This is a genomic window from Variovorax sp. LARHSF232 (genome assembly GCF_052871435.1).
This window is the reverse complement of sequence record NZ_JBIXJS010000001.1, coordinates 1-16,740: the sequence shown is the minus strand read 5'-3', so window position 1 is coordinate 16,740 and position 16,740 is coordinate 1. Positions and strand designations below refer to the sequence as shown.

At 68.9% G+C, this 16,740-nt stretch carries 17 protein-coding genes and 1 riboswitch; of the genes, 8 read left to right on the top strand and 9 right to left on the bottom strand.

Annotation, left to right across the window (positions count from 1 at the left end):
• The first annotated feature begins 59 nt into the window (after positions 1 to 59).
• Both ACIPRI_RS00085 and ACIPRI_RS00080 read left to right on the top strand, forming a co-directional pair.
• The gene (locus ACIPRI_RS00085; protein WP_446587223.1) at positions 60 to 818 is read left to right on the top strand and encodes a sulfite exporter TauE/SafE family protein; all 759 of its coding nucleotides are present in this window, start codon (positions 60 to 62) and stop codon (positions 816 to 818) included.
• Between the two features lie 102 nt (positions 819 to 920).
• Positions 921 to 1,160 (top strand): hypothetical protein, encoded by a 240-nt coding sequence (locus ACIPRI_RS00080; protein ID WP_446587221.1) that lies wholly within the window; start codon positions 921 to 923, stop codon positions 1,158 to 1,160.
• A gap of 36 nt (positions 1,161 to 1,196) precedes the next feature.
• On the opposite strand, the gene ACIPRI_RS00075 is transcribed toward ACIPRI_RS00080, so the two are convergent.
• From ACIPRI_RS00075 to ACIPRI_RS00050, 6 genes are all read right to left on the bottom strand, one after another.
• The gene (locus ACIPRI_RS00075) at positions 1,197 to 1,766 is read right to left on the bottom strand and encodes a DUF924 family protein (protein ID WP_446587219.1); all 570 of its coding nucleotides are present in this window, start codon (positions 1,764 to 1,766) and stop codon (positions 1,197 to 1,199) included.
• Positions 1,763 to 2,281: a 6,7-dimethyl-8-ribityllumazine synthase gene (locus ACIPRI_RS00070; protein ID WP_446587217.1), complete on the bottom strand. Its 519-nt coding sequence runs from the start codon at positions 2,279 to 2,281 to the stop codon at positions 1,763 to 1,765. The genes ACIPRI_RS00075 and ACIPRI_RS00070 overlap by 4 nt, the downstream gene beginning before the upstream one ends.
• Before the next feature lie 97 nt (positions 2,282 to 2,378).
• Positions 2,379 to 2,537: riboswitch (FMN riboswitch) on the bottom strand.
• A gap of 76 nt (positions 2,538 to 2,613) precedes the next feature.
• Complete coding sequence (locus ACIPRI_RS00065; protein WP_446587215.1) at positions 2,614 to 3,933, bottom strand: threonine/serine ThrE exporter family protein; 1,320 nt, start codon at positions 3,931 to 3,933, stop codon at positions 2,614 to 2,616.
• A gap of 11 nt (positions 3,934 to 3,944) precedes the next feature.
• Positions 3,945 to 5,321: a TAXI family TRAP transporter solute-binding subunit gene (locus ACIPRI_RS00060; RefSeq protein WP_446587213.1), complete on the bottom strand. Its 1,377-nt coding sequence runs from the start codon at positions 5,319 to 5,321 to the stop codon at positions 3,945 to 3,947.
• A 5-nt stretch (positions 5,322 to 5,326) separates the two neighbouring features.
• On the bottom strand, positions 5,327 to 6,370 hold the full coding sequence (locus ACIPRI_RS00055) for a P1 family peptidase (RefSeq protein ID WP_446587210.1): 1,044 nt from the start codon (positions 6,368 to 6,370) through the stop codon (positions 5,327 to 5,329).
• A gap of 67 nt (positions 6,371 to 6,437) precedes the next feature.
• Positions 6,438 to 8,462, bottom strand: a complete 2,025-nt coding sequence (locus tag ACIPRI_RS00050) for a heavy metal translocating P-type ATPase (RefSeq protein ID WP_446587208.1) — start codon at positions 8,460 to 8,462, stop codon at positions 6,438 to 6,440.
• Between the two features lie 79 nt (positions 8,463 to 8,541).
• On the opposite strand from ACIPRI_RS00050, the gene ACIPRI_RS00045 reads away from it, so the two are divergent.
• Positions 8,542 to 9,030, top strand: coding sequence for a Cd(II)/Pb(II)-responsive transcriptional regulator (locus ACIPRI_RS00045; RefSeq protein WP_446587206.1), 489 nt, complete (start codon positions 8,542 to 8,544; stop codon positions 9,028 to 9,030).
• 2 nt (positions 9,031 to 9,032) lie between these two features.
• On the opposite strand, the gene ACIPRI_RS00040 is transcribed toward ACIPRI_RS00045, so the two are convergent.
• Positions 9,033 to 10,028, bottom strand: coding sequence for a glycerophosphodiester phosphodiesterase (locus tag ACIPRI_RS00040; protein ID WP_446587204.1), 996 nt, complete (start codon positions 10,026 to 10,028; stop codon positions 9,033 to 9,035).
• A gap of 99 nt (positions 10,029 to 10,127) precedes the next feature.
• Here ACIPRI_RS00040 and ACIPRI_RS00035 point away from each other — a divergent pair, with 99 nt between their 5' ends.
• Positions 10,128 to 10,934: an SDR family NAD(P)-dependent oxidoreductase gene (locus ACIPRI_RS00035; RefSeq protein WP_446587202.1), complete on the top strand. Its 807-nt coding sequence runs from the start codon at positions 10,128 to 10,130 to the stop codon at positions 10,932 to 10,934.
• 10 nt (positions 10,935 to 10,944) lie between these two features.
• Here the strand turns inward: ACIPRI_RS00035 and ACIPRI_RS00030 are convergent, their stop codons facing one another.
• A complete protein-coding gene (locus ACIPRI_RS00030; protein ID WP_446587200.1) occupies positions 10,945 to 11,619 on the bottom strand; it encodes an ankyrin repeat domain-containing protein in 675 nt (224 codons plus the stop codon).
• A 213-nt stretch (positions 11,620 to 11,832) separates the two neighbouring features.
• Between ACIPRI_RS00030 and ACIPRI_RS00025 the strand changes: the two genes are divergently transcribed.
• From ACIPRI_RS00025 to ACIPRI_RS00010, 4 genes are read left to right on the top strand one after another with little or no spacing between them, the layout of a single operon-like run.
• Positions 11,833 to 13,560 carry an outer membrane protein assembly factor BamB family protein gene (locus ACIPRI_RS00025; protein WP_446587198.1) on the top strand — a complete coding sequence of 576 codons (1,728 nt, stop codon included), beginning with the start codon at positions 11,833 to 11,835 and terminating at the stop codon, positions 13,558 to 13,560.
• 4 nt (positions 13,561 to 13,564) lie between these two features.
• Positions 13,565 to 14,179 (top strand): c-type cytochrome, encoded by a 615-nt coding sequence (locus ACIPRI_RS00020; RefSeq protein WP_446587196.1) that lies wholly within the window; start codon positions 13,565 to 13,567, stop codon positions 14,177 to 14,179.
• A 16-nt stretch (positions 14,180 to 14,195) separates the two neighbouring features.
• Complete coding sequence (locus ACIPRI_RS00015; protein WP_446587193.1) at positions 14,196 to 14,765, top strand: cytochrome b; 570 nt, start codon at positions 14,196 to 14,198, stop codon at positions 14,763 to 14,765.
• A 45-nt stretch (positions 14,766 to 14,810) separates the two neighbouring features.
• Positions 14,811 to 15,737 (top strand): beta-propeller fold lactonase family protein, encoded by a 927-nt coding sequence (locus ACIPRI_RS00010; protein ID WP_446587191.1) that lies wholly within the window; start codon positions 14,811 to 14,813, stop codon positions 15,735 to 15,737.
• Here ACIPRI_RS00010 and ACIPRI_RS00005 read toward each other — a convergent pair.
• Entirely contained in the window at positions 15,718 to 16,293 is a 576-nt protein-coding gene (locus ACIPRI_RS00005; protein WP_446587189.1) for a DUF1439 domain-containing protein, read from the bottom strand. The genes ACIPRI_RS00010 and ACIPRI_RS00005 overlap by 20 nt on opposite strands.
• Positions 16,294 to 16,740: the final 447 nt, after the last annotated feature.

Genomic DNA, 16,740 nt, shown 5'->3' with positions numbered 1-16,740 from the left:
GGCGCGAAGACCCCCTTGGGGGGCAGCGAGCCACACGCAGTGGGCGAGCGAGGGGGGCGATGAGCGCCGAGCTCATCGCGATCGTCGCGCTGGGCGCGGTGGTCGCGGGCTTCGTGCAGGGGCTGTCGGGCTTTGCCTTCGGCATGGTCGCCATGTCGATCTGGGCCTGGTCTGTGGACCCGCGGCTGGCGGCGGTGCTGTCGGTGTTTGGCGCGCTCGTCGGGCAGATCATCGCGGCCGTCACCGTGCGGCGCGCTTTCGAGCGCACGCTGCTGTGGCCCTTCCTGGCCGGCGGCGTGCTGGGCGTACCGCTGGGCATCTGGCTGTTGCCGCGCTTCGACGTCCCACTGTCCCAGGCTTGCCTGGGCGTGCTGCTGGCCGTGTGGTGCCCGCTGATGCTGTTCTCCGACAGGTTGCCCGCGATCCGCTGGGGTGGCCGCCCCGCCGACGCCGTGATCGGCGGCATCGGCGGCGTGATGGGCGGCATCGGCGGCTTTGCCGGCGTGGTGCCCACGCTGTGGTGCACTTTGCGCCAGATGCCGCGCGACCAGCAGCGCGCCGTGATCCAGAACTTCAACCTGGCGATGCAGACGGTGGCCTTCGCCCTGCACGTGGCCAGCGGCAACGTCAGCTGGAACATGGTGCCGCTCTTGACCCTGGTGGCGGTCGCGGTGCTGGTGCCGGTGCTGCTGGGTGGGCGGCTCTATGCGGGCATCAGCGAGGCAGGCTTTCGCAAGATCGTGCTGGGCCTGCTGACCGCCTCCGGCTTCGCGCTGCTGGCGGCGTCGCTGCCGGTGCTGCTGCGACGCCTCGGCTGACGGCATGGCAAAAAGCGGAACTAGTTGGCATCGTCCTACGGCTGCATACGCCTTGTGGCTGATGGTGGTTTGGAACTAAAGAATTAATCTGGACGCCGGCTCGTGAGTAGGGAGTCCAAGATGCTCAACACCCAGCAAAAATCGCAAATCCTGAAGAAGGCCGGTCACCCGGTTCCCGCCCTGCCGGGCGGCAACGGCCCCGAACTTGAGGCCTGGACCCGCGAAATCGAAAACCTCTACGTTTCCTACGTGGCGGCCCGCGCAGCCAGGAGCCTGCGCGAAGCCGAAGAAGCGCGCCAGCTCGAGCGCCTGCGCCGCCTGGCCTCCAGCGTCTACGTCTGACCCCGGTCCCGCGCGGCCCTTCGGGCGGCCGCTGGCTTAGCCGGCAAAGCCGCCTTCGTCCAGAAAGCGTTGTTCTTCCGGCGTGGTGGTGCGCCCCAGCACCGCATTGCGATGCGGAAAGCGACCGAAGCGCGCAATGATGTCTCGGTGGTGCTGCGCAAAGCGCAGGTTCTCCGGGTCTGCCTTGCTGCACAGTTGCACCGAGCGCTCCTGGTCCGCCAGCGATTCCGAGTGCATGAAGGGCAGGTAGAAGAAGGCCCGCAGCTTCGGGTCGTCGATCTGCTCATCCAGCCCCGCATCCACCGCCGCGCGCGCGATGGCTTGCGCCTTGCCGTCGGTGGCGTACATGTGGCCGCTGCCACGCCAGGTGTTGCGCGGCAGTTGGTCCAGCAGCACCAGCAAGGCGAGGGCGCCGGTGGCGTCTTGCGCCCACGCGTCCAGCGCGCCGGTCGCGGCCGCGTGATGGGCGGCCTCGAAGCGCGACTTGAACTCGGCGTCGAAGGCCGCGTCCTTCTTGAACCAGCGCTGCGGCCCGGCCGCGCGCCAGAAGTCCACCACGGCCTGGGCGGTGAAGCTCTCTGGTGTTGCTGCTGTTGTGTTGCTCATGCGGGCGATGATGCCAACAAGGCGTCCACTTTCTGCAGCGCCGCCACCGTCTTGACGCAGGCCTGGGCCGCCTCGGTGCCTTTGATGGCGAAGTGGCGGTGAAAGTACTTGCGGTGCTCCACATGCTCGTGGAAGTGGTGCGGCGTGAGCACCGCCGACAGCACCGGCACGCCGGTTTCCAGCTGCAGCGACATCAGGCTCGAAACCACCGTGTTGGCCACGAACTCGTGGCGGTAGATGCCGCCGTCCACCACCAGCGCGCAGGCGACGATGGCGGCATAGCGGCCCGACAGCGCGAGCCGCTTGGCGTGCAGCGGAATCTCGAAGGCGCCGGGCACCTCGAAGATGTCGATCTGCTCGCGCGGCACGCCGCTTGCGCGCATCTCCTCGAGGAAGGCGTCGCGCGCCTGGTGGACGATGTCTTCGTGCCATTGCGCCTGGACGAAGGCGATGCGCCGTTGGCCGTCTTCGATGGCGGACGTGGCGGAAAGGGGAAGGTCGTTGATCTGACTCATGGTGTACCTCTTGGTAGGACTGCCTGAATCAGGGCGCACGAAACCACGGCAGGCGCGCACGCATGGCAACAAAGCATGCGCACGGCCCCACGGGGCATCGCGCTCTCTTTCATCCGGACTGTGACCGTCGGCCCCGGAATCCAACCGGGTCTGCTGACCCCGCGGCACGAAGCAGTGCTCGAGCCACGGGCGCTCGCGGACTTGTGCTTTCGCCATTACCGCCGGTGGGGAGTTTCACCCCGCCCTGAGAACGCTTTTCCAGCCAGCGGCTGGAGCGGCGATTGTGGCGTGGCTCGGAGCGGGAGGCTGTCCCGCCAAGGACAAGGCCCTGCTCAGCGTCTGAGTTTCAGATAGCGCAGCATGATGTCCGCCATCGTCCCCGCGCGCTGGAACACCGGCTCGAACAGCATGTTGTAGACCGCGGTGCCCACCACCGTGCCCAGGCCGATGGCGACGATGGAAAAGAGCGTGGTGACGAAGTTCTCGACGCCGGCGAGCCGGTCGTTGCCGACCAGCTCCGCCATCCCGATCAGCCCCAGCGAGCCCGGCACCAGGATCCACAGCGCCGGCATGAAGGTCACCATGGCCGGCGGGCCGCCGAAGCGGTACTGCACGATGTAGGAGGCGGGGGTGATCAGCATGGCGGCAAAGAAGCCGCTCATGTAACCGCCGAAGGCCGCGTTGCCCAGCTGCTGGCCGGCCTGGGCCACCAGCAGCAGGGCCATCATCCAGGGCAGGGCGCGCAAGGTGGCGGAGTAGTGCAGCCAGTGGCCGACGGCAAACAGCAGAACCCCCAGCCAGGGCGCCCACGCGCGCACTGTCGCGTCGGACACCGGCACCAGCAACTTTTCCGGCGGCAGGCCGACGATCGAAGCCGCCGCCAACATGCCCAGCATCAGGAACACCAGCTGCAGCAGGCCCGAGACGAAGCGCGTGGCGCCCGAGACCACGTCGCCGTACGCCAGTTCCACCGTGGCCGTGGCCAGGGTGCCGCCGGGCAGGAAGGTGAGCAGCGAGGCCACCAGCACGTAGATGGGGCTTGCCGCCATGCCGTGGCGCGCTGCCAAGAGCGCCACCAGCGCCACCACGAAGGCCGAGAACATCGGCAGCAGGGTGGTCACGATGCCGCGCTGGTTCGCCAGCAGCCGCAGCGTGCCCACCAGCAGGCCGAAGAAGGCGGCGGCGCCGACCACGTCGGATGAAGGCCGCAACACCAGCGCGATGCCCACCGTGGCCAGCACGTGGCCCAGCACGCCCCACTGCAACTTGTAGCGCGGCGGCATGGCCAGGATGGCGTTGATGCGGCGCAGGCCCTCGGTGGGATCGAGCGCGTCGCGCTCGGCGTCGCGCGCCAGCTCGTAGGTCGCCTCGATCTGGTCGAAGCGCAGCACCAGGCCCTGCTCGGCGGTGAACTCGATTTGCAGGTTCGCGTCTTCTTCCGCAAAGTTGACGAACACCACGGTGGGCAGCGCCAGCGCGTTGAACTGCTTGATCTGGTAGTTCTGCGCCACGCGGCGCAGGGTGGTCTCGACCAGCCCGGCCGGTGCGCCGGTGGCCAGCAACAGGTGGCCCAGGCGCAGCAGGAAGCGCAGTAGCCGGCGGCGCTCCTGCTGCGCGAGGCTGTCCGCATCGGTGCCGGCAGGCTGAACCATGGCCTCGCTCATCATGCCTGCGGCCTGAGCGCCATCAGGCGCCGCCGCGTCGCGTAGATGTTGCTGCGCAGCTCGTACAGCTCGTTGGCGTAGGACAGCGGCACGGTGATCTTGTTGGCGTTGGATTCCAGCTCTTCCAGCTCGTGCAGCAGCACGTCGGGCGCCTCGGCCCTGCTGTCGGCACGCTGCTCGATGTCGCGCAGCTGCGCATACCAGCGAAACACGCGTGAGCGCACCCGGAACTGGTAGAGCGGCGGCACCACCCGCCCCAGCGGCAGCATCAGCACCACCAGGCCGCCCAGCACCAGCCACATGCGCTCGAACAGATTGCTGGCCCAGAAGGGCAGGTAGCGTTGCCAGAAGGGCGGCGTGCCGTTGATGGCGCGATCGCCCTCGGGGCTCACCGGCAGCTCGCTGGTCCTGGTGTTGGGAAAGTCGCGCGCCCGGTTGAACCAGCCGCCGGAGCTGTGGATGGTCTGCGCGCTCTGCGCAAAGAGCTGGCGCAGCGCCGGATGGGTCCTGTCGCGCGACAGCAGCGAGGTGGTGGTGGCCAGCAGCGTCACGTCATGCAGCGGCAGATCGGACGCCAGGTCGACCACGCCGCGCGGCAAGGTCACGTCCGACAGGAAGGCAAAGCGCCGCACATAGGCTTCGCCCTGCTCGAAGTTCATCAGCTCGATGCCAGGCGCGCGCAACAACTTTTGCACCAGCGGCGACTGCGGCGCCGAGGCCAGCACGATGGCGTCCAGCAGGCCGGCCTCCAGCGCTTCGGTGGCGGGCATCTGGTCGAGATAGGACAGCTCGATCGACTTGGGGTCGATGCGGTTGGCGCGCAGCAATTGCTCCACCACCTGCGGCACGCCGCTGCCGGGCTTGTCGATGTTCAGGCGAAAGCCCTTGAGCTGGGCCAGCGCGTTGAGCTCGCCGTTGCTGATTTCATTCTTGCGCTCGTTCTTCTTTTGCTTGTGCGCCACGCGGCGCGCGGCGTCGCTGCGATAGAACACCCACATGGGCTCGTAGAACAGGGCGCCCAGCGAAGTGAGTCCGGCTTCCTCGTCGGCCACCGGGTCGGCACTGCCGCCGCGTACAAAGGCGACGTCAGCCTCGCCCCTGCGCAAGAGCTCCAGGTTGTCGAGCGAGCCGTCGGTGGTCTTGAGGATCACCTCGATGCCGCTGGGCTTGAGCGCAGCCGCGTAGCGCTTGCCGAACTCGGCATAGGCGCTGCCGGCCGGGCCGGTGGCCAGGGTCACCTGCTTGGGCGGCTGCGGCTCCAGCCACCAGTAGGCCAGCACCAGCAGGCCGATCACGATGAAGGCCACCGGCCCGATGGAGACCAGCAGGTCGCGGATCGACAGCAGGATCAGTTTCAGGGTCTTGGGCATCTGCATGAGGATCAGGCCAGGTCGCTGGCGCAAGGAACGTGCAGCGGCACGCCGCCCGACAAGGTGTCGATGGCGCGCGCCGCCAGCACCGCGCGCAGGGTGGCGCGGGCCACGGCCTCGGCCGCCATGGCGCTGAGCACCGTCATGCCCAGGGCCTCGCTGCCGGCCGGGGCGCGGCCCGTGGCCAGCGCGAAGACGGTGTCGCCGTCGCTCATGGTGTGCACCGGGTTGATGGCGCGCGCCAGTCCGTCGTGCGCGACCATGGCCAGGCGATTGGCCTGCACCTTGGTGAGCGTGGCGTCGGTGGCGACCACTCCCAATGTGGTGTTGGTGCCCGCCAGCAAGGGCTTGGGCAGTTCGCCGCGCAACAGGGCGCGGCGCGTGTCGAGCAGGCCGAGGCCGTCCGCCGTGCGTGCGCCGGCCACCACCTGCGCGGTGTCGGGGTCGAGCACGTCGCCCAGAGCGTTGCAGGCGACCAGAGCGCCGACCGTGATGCCGGCCACGCTGACCGAGGCCGTGCCGATGCCGCCTTTCATGGCGCGCTCCACGCCGAACAGCTTGCCGACCAGCGCGCCGCTGCCGGCGCCCACGTTGCCCTCGGCGGGCGCCGCGCTCGAAGCAGCTTCGCAGGCGGCGTAGCCGGCGTTGGCATCGGGGCGGATGCGGGCGTCGCCCACGGGCAGGTCGAACAGCACCGCGGCGGGCACGATGGGCAGGATGCCGAATCGCACGTCCATGCCGACGCCGCGCTCTTCCAGCCAGCGCACCGCGCCTTCGGCGGCGGCCAGGCCCCAGGCGCTGCCGCCGGCCAGCATCACGGCATGCACCTGTTGCACCAGGTTGCCGGGCGAAAGAAGATCGGTTTCGCGCGTGCCGGGTGCGGCGCCGCGCACGTCGACGCCGGCCACCGCGCCTTGCTGCGCCAGGATCACGGTGCAGCCGGTGGGCCGGCGTGGGTCGCTGTAGTGGCCGACCTCGATGCCGGCCACGTCGGTGATGGCGCCGGCCGGTGCGGCTGCGGATGCGTTGGATGCGGCGTTCTGTCCCAGGGGCATGGCGGCCGATTATGGGTGCACGCCTGCAAGCCGTGTGTCGGTCTGTGCCGACGTCTTCAGGACCGCTTCAGCGCGAGCCGTTCAACAGCCGCAGGCCGTTGGCGATCACCAGCAGGCTGGCCCCCATGTCGGCGAACACCGCCATCCACATGGTGGCGCTGCCCGCCACCGCCAGGAGCAGGAAGGCGCCCTTGATGCCCAGCGCCAGCGAGATGTTCTGCCACAGCACGCGATGGGTGCGGCGCGACAGGCGCACCGTCTCGGCCAGCCGGTGCAGGTCGTCGTTCATGATGACCACGTCGGCCGCTTCCATCGCGATATCGGTGCCGGCCTTGCCCATCGCAAAGCCGATGTCGGCCTGCGCCAGGGCGGGGGCGTCGTTGATGCCGTCGCCGGTCATGCCGGTGGGACCGTGGCGGCGCTGAAGCGCGCGGATGGCCTCCTGTTTTTCCTCGGGCAGCAGGTTGCCGCGCAGCTCGGTGATACCGGCCTGCGCCGCCACCGCGCGCGCGGTGGCTTCGTTGTCGCCGGTCAGCATCACCGGCGCCACGCCCAGCGCGGCGAGCTCTGCAATGGCGTCGCGCGAGCTGGGCTTGACGGTGTCGGCCACCGCGAAGATCCCGATCACGCTGCGCGCGCTGGCCAGCAGGGTGACGGTGCGGCCCTGGCGCTCGTGCTCTTTCAGCACCGCCTCCAGCGCGTCGCTGCACTGGCCGCGTTCCTCGATCAGACGGTGGTTGCCCAGCACCAGCTGCTCGCCGGCGATCCGGCCTGTGGTCCCGCGGCCGGGCAGGGCCTTGAAGTCGGTGACTTCGTAGGCCTCTTCGGTGCGCATGGCCGGTGCAACGCCGTCGCGGATGGCGCGCGAGACCGGGTGGTCCGAGCGGCCCGCCAGGCCGGCGGCGGCCCGCTGCACGTCGCGCGCCTGCGCGCCGCCCCAGACCTGCCAGTGCACCAGGGCCGGCTTGCCTTCGGTGATGGTGCCTGTCTTGTCCAGCGCGATGGCCTTGAGCCCGCGCGCCGCTTCCAGGTAGTTGCCGCCCTTGATGAGAATGCCGCGCCGCGCGCCCGCGGTGAGCGCACTCACCACCGTGACCGGGGTGGACAGCACCAGCGCGCAGGGGCAGGCGATCACCAGCAGCACCAGCGCCTTGTAGATGGCATCGAGCCAGGCCCAGCCCAACAGCAGCGGCGCGCCCACGGCCAGCAGCACCGCCAGCAGGAACACGGCGGGCGTGTAGATCGCGGCAAAGCGGTCGACGAAGCGCTGCGACGGTGCCCGCGTGGCCTGCGCCTGTTCCACCGCGTGAATGATGCGGTCCAGCGTGGTGCGGCCGGCGGCGGCCGTCACGCGCAGTTGCAGCGCGCCGCCCTGGTTGATGGTGCCGGCAAAGACCGCGTCGCCCACGCCCTTGTCCACCGGAATGCTTTCGCCGGTGACGCTGGACTGGTCGATGGCGCTGTTGCCGACGGTCACCACGCCATCAAATGGCAGGCGTTCGCCCGGGCGCACGCGCACGGTGGCGCCCAGCGCCACGTCGCGCGTTGGCAGGCGGCGCCAGGCGCCGCCGTCGCCCAGCACTTCGGCCTCTTGCGGCGCCAGCGCCATCAGGCTGGAGATGGCATGGCGCGCGCGGTCGGCGGCGCGGTGCTCGATCAGCTCGGCCAGCGCGTAGAGCGCCATCACCATCGCGGCTTCGGGCCATTGACCGATCAGGAAGGCGCCGGTCACGGCCACCGTCATCAACGCGTCGATGCCCAGCTTGCCGCGCAGCAGCGAACGCAGGCCGCTCTTGTAGATGCCGACGCCGGCCAGCGCGATGGCCAGCGCCGCCAGCGCCATGCCGGCGATGCGCCAGGCGCCGGTGTCGGGCGCCATGAAGTGCATCAGCTCGGCGCCGATGGCAGCGACCAGCGAGGCCGCCAGGCGCTTGGCGCCGGGCAGGGGACCGTGGTCATGGCCATCTTCGGAATGGTCGTGCGCGGCGCCGCCGGCCGCGGGCGAGCAGCCGCAGGAAATGGCGGACGCCAGGGCCGGCGTCACGGCGGGCGCGGGGGGCTTGGGGGTGGTGTTGCAGCAGGCGTCGGACATGGGGGGAAGTCTTGTGGCGGGGTTGTTCTTTTCGTCTGTGCCACCATTGAAAAGCCTCAAGTCCCTTCAAGGTCAAGCCATGTCAGAACCAAGCCCGCCCGGCGCAAAGGGTTATGCGCCGGGCTATCGCATCGGCCAGGCGGCCGACAAGAGCGGTGTGAGCGCCGCCAACATCCGCTATTACGAAGCCCAGGGCCTCATCGCGCCGGCCGGCCGCGCCGACAACAGCTATCGCCTGTATTCCGACGCCGATCTGCACCAGCTGCGCTTCATCCGGCTGTGCCGCGCCATGGACATGTCGCTGGACGAGGTGCGCACGCTATTGCGCCTGGACCTGTCGCGCAAGGCCGATTGCGAGTCGGCCAACCAGTCGCTGGACGCGCACCTGGCGCATGTGCGCGAGCGCATGGCCGAACTGCGCGCGCTGGAGGCCGATCTGCTGGCCCTGCGCGACTGCTGCGACGGCAGCGGCCCGCGTTGCCGCATCATCGAGGCGCTGCACCGGCGCGCCGACACGCAGGCGCTGGACGAGGCGCGCGTGGGCTCAGTGGTCACGCGCCACGTCTAGTTTCAAGAGGCTGAAGACGCGCGTATCGGCTTGGGCAGCGCCATCCCGCGCTCGCGCATCAGCTCGCGCAGCACATCGGGGTAGTCGGTGATGAGGCCGTCCACCTTCCAGTCGATCAGCTTCGCCATGTCCTCGCGCCGGTTCACCGTCCAGGGCATCACGGCGAAGCCGAGGCTGTGGGCTTCCTTCACCTGCTCTTGCGTCAGGTCGGCAAAGCTGGGCGACCAGATCACCGGCGCGTTGGTGCCGGCGACGGCCGACGCGGCGCGCACCAGTTGCGGCGTGGAGCTGTACTGCGAAGCCTCGAAGCCGGCGGTCCAGCGGCTGTCCTTGAGCGTTCGCGGGCTGGTGAGGTAGGCGCGCGGCATGGCGGGCATCAGTCGGCCGACCAGCGCCAGCGTGCGCCAGTCGAAGCTCTGGATGGTGACGCGCCCGTTCATGCCCGAAGCGGCAACCTCGGCCAGCAGTGCGCCCACCATGTCTTCGGGCGACGCGCTGAGTTCGGGCTGTGTGGGGTCGAGCTTGGTCTCGATGTTGAAGCGCAACTTGCCGGCGGCGGGCTGCGACGTGACCTTGGTGAAGAGTTGCGCCAGGGTCGGGATGCGGACGCCGTCCTGCCCGCGTTGCTGCGCGAACTGCTTGCCATAGGCGCTGTCGGGCCTGATGCGGCCCACGTCGTAGCCTTGCAGCTGTGCAAGCGTCAGCGTGTGCAGGGCCGGGCCTTTGTCGGCCAGCCAGGCGCCCTTGGCGTCGCGCGCCAGGTCGGGGTTGAGCACCAGGTCATGCGCGACCACCACCACCTTGTCCGCCGTCAGGCCGATGTCCAGCTCCAGCGTGTCGACGCCCAGTGCCATCGCGTGCTCGAAGGCAACCAGTGTGTTCTCGGGCGCCAGGCCGCGGCCGCCGCGATGGGCCTGCAGGTCGAAGGCGGCGGCGGGCAGCGCCACGCCGGCGAGGGCAACGAGCGCGAGAGCGGACATGGCGAGTGAATGGCGCATGGATATTTCTTTGGGTTGCAGCTGTCGCCGAGGTTGTACTCCAGCCGCGTGACCCCCGCTTAACATGCCCCGAACCGACCACCACCAGGAGATTTCGACATGAGCGAACGCAAGGCAGCCATCGTCACCGGATCGGGCACCGGCGTGGGCGCCGCCACCGCCCTGGCGCTGGCGCGCCGCGGCTGGAACGTGCTGATCAACTATTCGAAGAGCGAAGCGCAGGCGCGCGAGGCCGAGGCCGCCTGCCGTGCCGCCGGTGCCGACACCCTGCTGGTGCAGGGCGACGTGGCCAGCAATGACGCCTGCCAGGCCATGGCGCGCGCCGCACAAGAGCGCTGGCAGCGGCTCGACGCGCTGGTCAACAACGCGGGCATCACCACCTTTGCAGGAGGCGGCGGCAACTGGGACGCGCTGGATGCCGAGGCCTTCCAGCGCATCTACGCGGTGAACGTGATCGGCGCCTTCCAGATGGTGCGGGCGTGCGCCCCGGCGCTCAAGGCCGGCGGTAACGGCGCCATCGTCAACGTGTCGTCGATCGCCGGCAGCCTGGGCATCGGCTCGTCGGTGCCTTATGTGGCGTCCAAGGGCGCCGTCAATTCGACGACCCTGCACCTGGCCCGCGCGCTGGCACCCGAGGTGCGGGTCAACGCCGTGTGCCCGGGTCTCATCACCACCCGCTGGTTCGTCGACGGCGTGGGCGCCGAAGGCTACGAGAAGCTCAAGGCCAACTACGAACACATGGTGCCGCTGGCCCGTGCCAGCAGCGCCGAGGATGTGGCCGAGGCGGTGCTGTGGCTGATCGAGGGCGCGCGCAGCACCACCGGCGAGATGATCCAGCTCGATGGTGGCATGCACTTGGGCGCGGCGCCGCGCATCCCGCAGCCGCCGGCGGCCGCGGGCCGCTGAACGCGGCGCCTCACTTCGTCAGGCCAGCCGCCTCCACCACCTGCTGCTGGCCCGCGCCCCGGGCAATGTCCAGCGCCGTCAGGCCGCGGTCGTCGCGCAGGTCGGTACGCGCGCCGCGCGCCAGCAGCAGCCGCACGGCGTCGGCCCGGCCCTGGCCGGCCGCCCACATCAGCAAGGTCAACTGGTGCTCGTAGGGCGCGTTGACGTCCACGCCCGCGCCGAGCAGCGCATCGAGGGCCGCCGTGCTGCCCTGGGCGGCGGCATACACCGGGGCGCTCTTGTTCATGCGGTCCACCGGCCCGACCTGGGCGCCGGCCTTGAGCAGGCGCTTCACCAGCTCGGCGTCGCCGCTGTAGCTGGCGGCCATCAATGGCGTGACGCGCTCGAGCGACGCCTGGCTGACGTTGGCACCGGCTTCGATCAGCAGCAAGCCCAACTGCGTATTGGCCTTCTCGCAGGCGATGAGCAGCGGTGTCTTGCCCAGCCGATTGCGCGAGTCGACCGCCGCGCCGCCAGCGATCAATTCTTTCACTCGGGCGAGATGGCCTTCTCGCGCGGCCACCAGCAGCTGGGCGTTGGCGTTGGGGTTGCTCGGGGCCTGCGCGGCCGCGTTCAGGCAGGTCGATGCAAGGCCCAAAGCGACCAGCAGCATCGCCAGTTTCTGAAGCATGGAGAGCAAGGTCATGGTGTTCATCCTCCGGCTATGAATGCTGCGACGCGTCATCAAATTTCCCTATTCAGTGGACATGAATGGGACTACGCTTGCAAGCGAGGCATCGGCGCGCGATCCCACCGCCCGCGCTGCAAGGCCGCCTCCACGGGCCATTCGCGTTCCTGCACGAAGACTCGCGTCGGTGGAAACAAGAAGGCGCGCGACACACGCCTCCAGGAGACCACGATGCTCACCCCATTCGTCCCCTCGCGTTCGGGCTTGCTGGCGCTGGCCCTCATCTCTTCTTCTTTTGCAACCGCCTTCGCCCAGGAAGTGGCGGGCCAGGCACAGGCCATGGGCGCCCCCGTGCCCAAGGCCATCTCGGTGTCGCAACAGCAGCTGGACGCGGCCGACAAGGACGCCGCGAACTTCCTGCACTCCAACATGAGCTACGCGCAGACGCGCTACCACCCGGCCGCACAGATCAACACGGGCAACGTCGCCAGGCTGCGCCCCGCCTTCACCTTCCAGACCGAGGTGATCGAGTCGATGGAGACGGCGCCGATCGTGGTCGGCGGCATCATGTTCATCACCACCTCGTACAACCACATCTACGCGCTGGATGCGGCCACCGGCAAGGAGTTCTGGCACTACAAGCACAAGATGGGGCCGGTCACGACCTACTGCTGCGGGCCCAACAACCGTGGCGTGGCCGTGATGGGCGACCGCCTCTTCATGGGCACGCTCGACGCCAAGCTGATGGCCTTCGAGGCCAAGACCGGCAAGGTGCTGTGGTCCACGCAGATCGCCGACCCCGAACTGGGCTACTCCGAAACCATGGCGCCGGTGGCGATCAACGGCAAGATCCTGATCGGCACCAACGGCGGCGAATACGGCGTGCGCGGCTTCGTCAAGGCCTACGACGCCAACGACGGCAAGCTCCTGTGGACCTTCGACACCATTCCCGAGAAAGGGCATGAGGGCGTCTGGGCCGTGAACGACGCAACGGGCCGCAACATGCGGCGCGACATTGCGGCCGAGAAGGCGCAGCTGGCCAAGGCCGGCGGCGACTTCTACAAGACGCTGGGCGGTGGCGTCTGGATGGCGCCGGCGGTGGACAAGGCCAGCAACACGGTGGTCTTCGTGGTGGGCAACCCCAGCCCCGACCTGTACGGCGCCGAGCGGCCCGGCGACAACCTCTATACCGACTCCATCGTCGCGGTCGACCTCAACACCGGCGCCCTCAAGTGGTACTACCAGTACGTGGCGCACGACGTGTGGGACCTGGACGCCGCCTCGCCGGTGATCCTGACCGAGGCCAAGGGCAAGGACGGGAAGATGCGCAAGGTGGCCATCCACGGCGGCAAGACCGGGCATGTGTATGTGCACGACATGGCCGACGGCAAGCTGATCCGTTTCAGCGAAGCGATGGTGCCGCAGGAGAACATGTGGGTGCTGCCCACCAAGGAAGGCGCGCGCATGCTGCCCGGGGCCAACGGCGGGGTGGAGTGGAGCCCGATGGCGATCAACCCCAAGCTGCGCCTGGCCTATGCCGCCAACCTGCACCAGCCCATGACCTACCACGTCGAGGAATCCAAGTACCCCGGCGGCAAGCTGTGGCTGGGCGGCGCCTTCAAGGTCATCCCTGGCGAGAAGCAGTGGGGCCGGCTGGCGGCCGTCAACATCGACACCGGCAAGATGGCCTGGAAGTTCGACACCGAGCAGCCGCTGATCGGCGGCGTGCTGGCCACCGCCGGCAACCTGGTCTTCAACGGCGAAGGCAACGGCCTGTTCCGCGCCTTCGATGCCGCCAGCGGCAAGAAGCTGTGGGAATACCAGTGCGGGGCCGGCGTCAACGCGCCGGCCGTGACCTACACCGCCAAGGGCAAGCAGTACGTGGCGGTGGCGGCCGGCGGCAACACGCAGCTGGACTTCAAGCGCGGCAATTCCGTCGTGGTGTTCAGCCTGCCCTGACTGAATGCGCTGCCGCACCAGTCCACCACACGCCATCGGCGCGGCCGCCTTCGCTGTTGCGGCGGCCACGTTTTCTCTTTCGGCCGCGGCCCAGACCCAGCCCCAGCCCACCGTCGGCGCCATGCCGCCCAAGGCGGCCACCTGCGCCGCCTGCCACGGCGCGGACGGACGGCCGATCCAGCCGGTCTATCCCATCATCGCCGGCCAGACCGCGCGCTACCTGTACCTGCAGATGCGCGACTACCAGGAAGGCCGGCGCAGCGATCCGCTGATGACGCCCATGGTGGCCGGCATGACGCGCGACGAGATGCGCGAGATTGCCGACTACTTCGCCAGGCAGAAGCCGCCCGGGCAGAAGTTCGCCACCTCGGCCGAGAAGGTCAGGCTGGGCAAGACCAAGTCGGATGAGACGCTGTGCACCATGTGCCACCTGGGCGGCTTTGCCGGGCAGAACGAGGTGCCGCGCGTGGCCGGCCAGAACTACGAATACGTCGTCAAGCAGCTGGCCGACTTCAAGGCCAGGCGCCGCACCAACGACGCCGGCACCATGACCAGCGTGGCCGCCACCTTGAGCGACGCGGACATCCAGAACGTCGCACAGTACCTGGCAGGCATGTGAGGCCCCCCTTCGCAACATGATGCCCGCGCTGACAGCGTCCACGGAACCGGTCGAACGCGCTGGCGAGGGCTACACGCGCACCGCCGTCTGGCTGCATTGGCTTTTGGGCCTGGCGCTGCTGGCGCAGATCGCTTTCGGCTTCTCCCTGGACGAGATTGCGCCGCGCGGCACGCCGGCGCGCTCGGGCGTGGTCAATCTGCACAAGTCCTTCGGCATGGTGCTGGCCCTGCTCATCGCGGTGCGCCTGGCCTGGCGCTTGACGCATGCGCCGCCGCCCTGGCCGGTGTCGATGGGATTGGGCGAGCGGCTGGCCGCGCAGCTGGTGCACCGTCTGCTCTATGCCTGCATGATCCTGATGCCGCTGTCGGGCTACGTCGCTTCCAACTTCAGCAAGTTCGGCGTGGTCTTCTTCGGCATCCACCTGCCGCCCTGGGGGCCGCCCTTGCAGGACATGTACGCCCTGTTCAACGGCATCCACGTCGGCACCGCCTTCATCTTCACCGGCCTGATCGTCGGCCACGTGCTGGCGGCGCTGAAGCACGCGTGGCTGGATCGCGATGGCGTGTTCGGCCGGATGCTTCCCTGATTTGAGGAGCCAACCGCAATGTCGTGTCGCGCCTGGATCCTTCCTTTGCTTCTGCTGCTGACGCCTGTGCCCGCTCTGTCGGCGCCTTTTGCCTACGTGCCCAACGAGGGTTCGGGAACCTTGAGCGTGATCGACACCGCCAGCGACACGGTGGTGGGTGAGATCGCCGCCGGCAAGAAGCCGCGCGGCATCGCCATCGGCGCGCAAGGCCGCATCGCCTACGTGAGCGACCAGCCCAACAACCGGCTGCTGGTGATCGATCTGCCCGGGCGAGCGCAGGTGGGCAGCATCGACCTGGGCGAGTCGCCCGAAGGCGTGGGCATTTCGCCCGACGGCAAGTGGGTGGTTGCGGCGGTGGAGGAATCGAACGACATCGCTTTTGTCGACACGGCGGTAAACCGGCGTGCCTTCGTCGTCAAGGTGCGCGGCAAGAACCCCGAGCATGCCGTCTTCTCGCCGAGCGGCAAGCACGTGTTCGTCAGCGCCGAGGATGGCGATGCGCTGGACATCATCGATGTCGGCAAGCGCCAGCAGGTGGCGCAAATCCCAGTAGGGGCGAGGCCGCGCGGCATCGGCTTTTCGCCGGACGGCAAGCGTGCCTACGTGGCGGCCGAAAACTCGAGCGAGCTCTTCATCATCGACGCGCAAAAATTCGTGGTGCGGAAGAAGCTCAAGGCCGGGCTGCGCGCCAACGGCATCACCGTCCATCCCGACGGCTCGCGCGTCTATGTCTCCAACGGCGGTGAGGCCAGCGTGTCGGTGCTCGACACGCGCAGCGACACCATGGTGGCCACCATTGCCGTCGGCCAGCGGCCCTGGAACATGGCGCTGACGCCCGATGCGGCCAAGCTCTATGTGGCCTGCGGGCGTTCGGGGGTGGTGTCGGTGATCGATACCGCGCGCAACGTCAAGCTGATCGACGTAGCGGTGGGCAAGCTGCCCTGGGGTGTGGCTATTTCAACTGCACCTTGATCTCGTCCTGCCCCACCGTGATGTCGCCGATCTCGTAGGTCTTGCGGCCGAACTTGAATTCCTCGGGCTTGAAGGTGCGCAGCGGGTAGCCCTGCAGCAGCTCCTGCGCGACCACGGCGCCGATGCGCTGCAGGCGCTCGGCATCGCGGCCGGTCACACCCTCCAGCTGCAGCTGCTCGGCGCGCGGGTCCTGCAGGCGCAGGGCGAGGGCCGGGGCGTCGTAGCGCAGCTGGCTGCTGATGGCGACCACGCCGCCCACCGTGGATGGCTGCAGAAAAGGGCTGGCGATGGCCAGCCTTGCTGTGATGGCGGCGCGGTTGCCGGCGGCGTCCAGCCCCAGCACCGGGTCATGGAGCGATACGCTGAACACCTCGGCATAGCGCTGCGTCAGCGGAAAGCGCTTGGAGATCTCGGCCTGAAGCTCCTCGCGGCTGGCGGTGTATTCGCTAAGGAAGAAATTGAAGCCGGCGTGTGCGGACATCGGTACGGCCAGGGGCAAGGTTGCCGCGCCGGTTCGGAGCAGGAACAGGCGTCGGTCGAGCAGGCGAGTGGGCATGTTCTTGCGAGCTTGCCATAGGTCCGCTGGTTCCCTTGGATGTCGGCTTTGTGATGCCGCGGCGGCGGCAAAGGCCTGTGTGCCCCTGCGCCGGCGCTTCACTCGGACGGCCGGCGCTGCGCGCCGGCTCCCCTGCGATGCTCGCGGACCCGGCCCTGCGGCAGAACTCGCGGCGTTCACTTCGTTCACTCTGCTCAAACAGCTGCCGCAAGCTAGATGTTGAAGCACGCGTGTCCTTCGGCACGCGTGCGGGCCGGGCCCGCTGCGCTTCTCGGCGCCCGAGAGGCGCGCCGGCACAGGGGCACACAGGCCTTTGCCGTGACGCCGGGCGCTCGATCGGCCGTTCGTTCCCAGGTTGATCAACCGCAGCGCGTCAGCGCGGCAGGTGTTTGCCGCGGCGGGCGATTTGTGCGGCGGCGAGAAGCGCAGCGCAGGGGGCGTGCACGC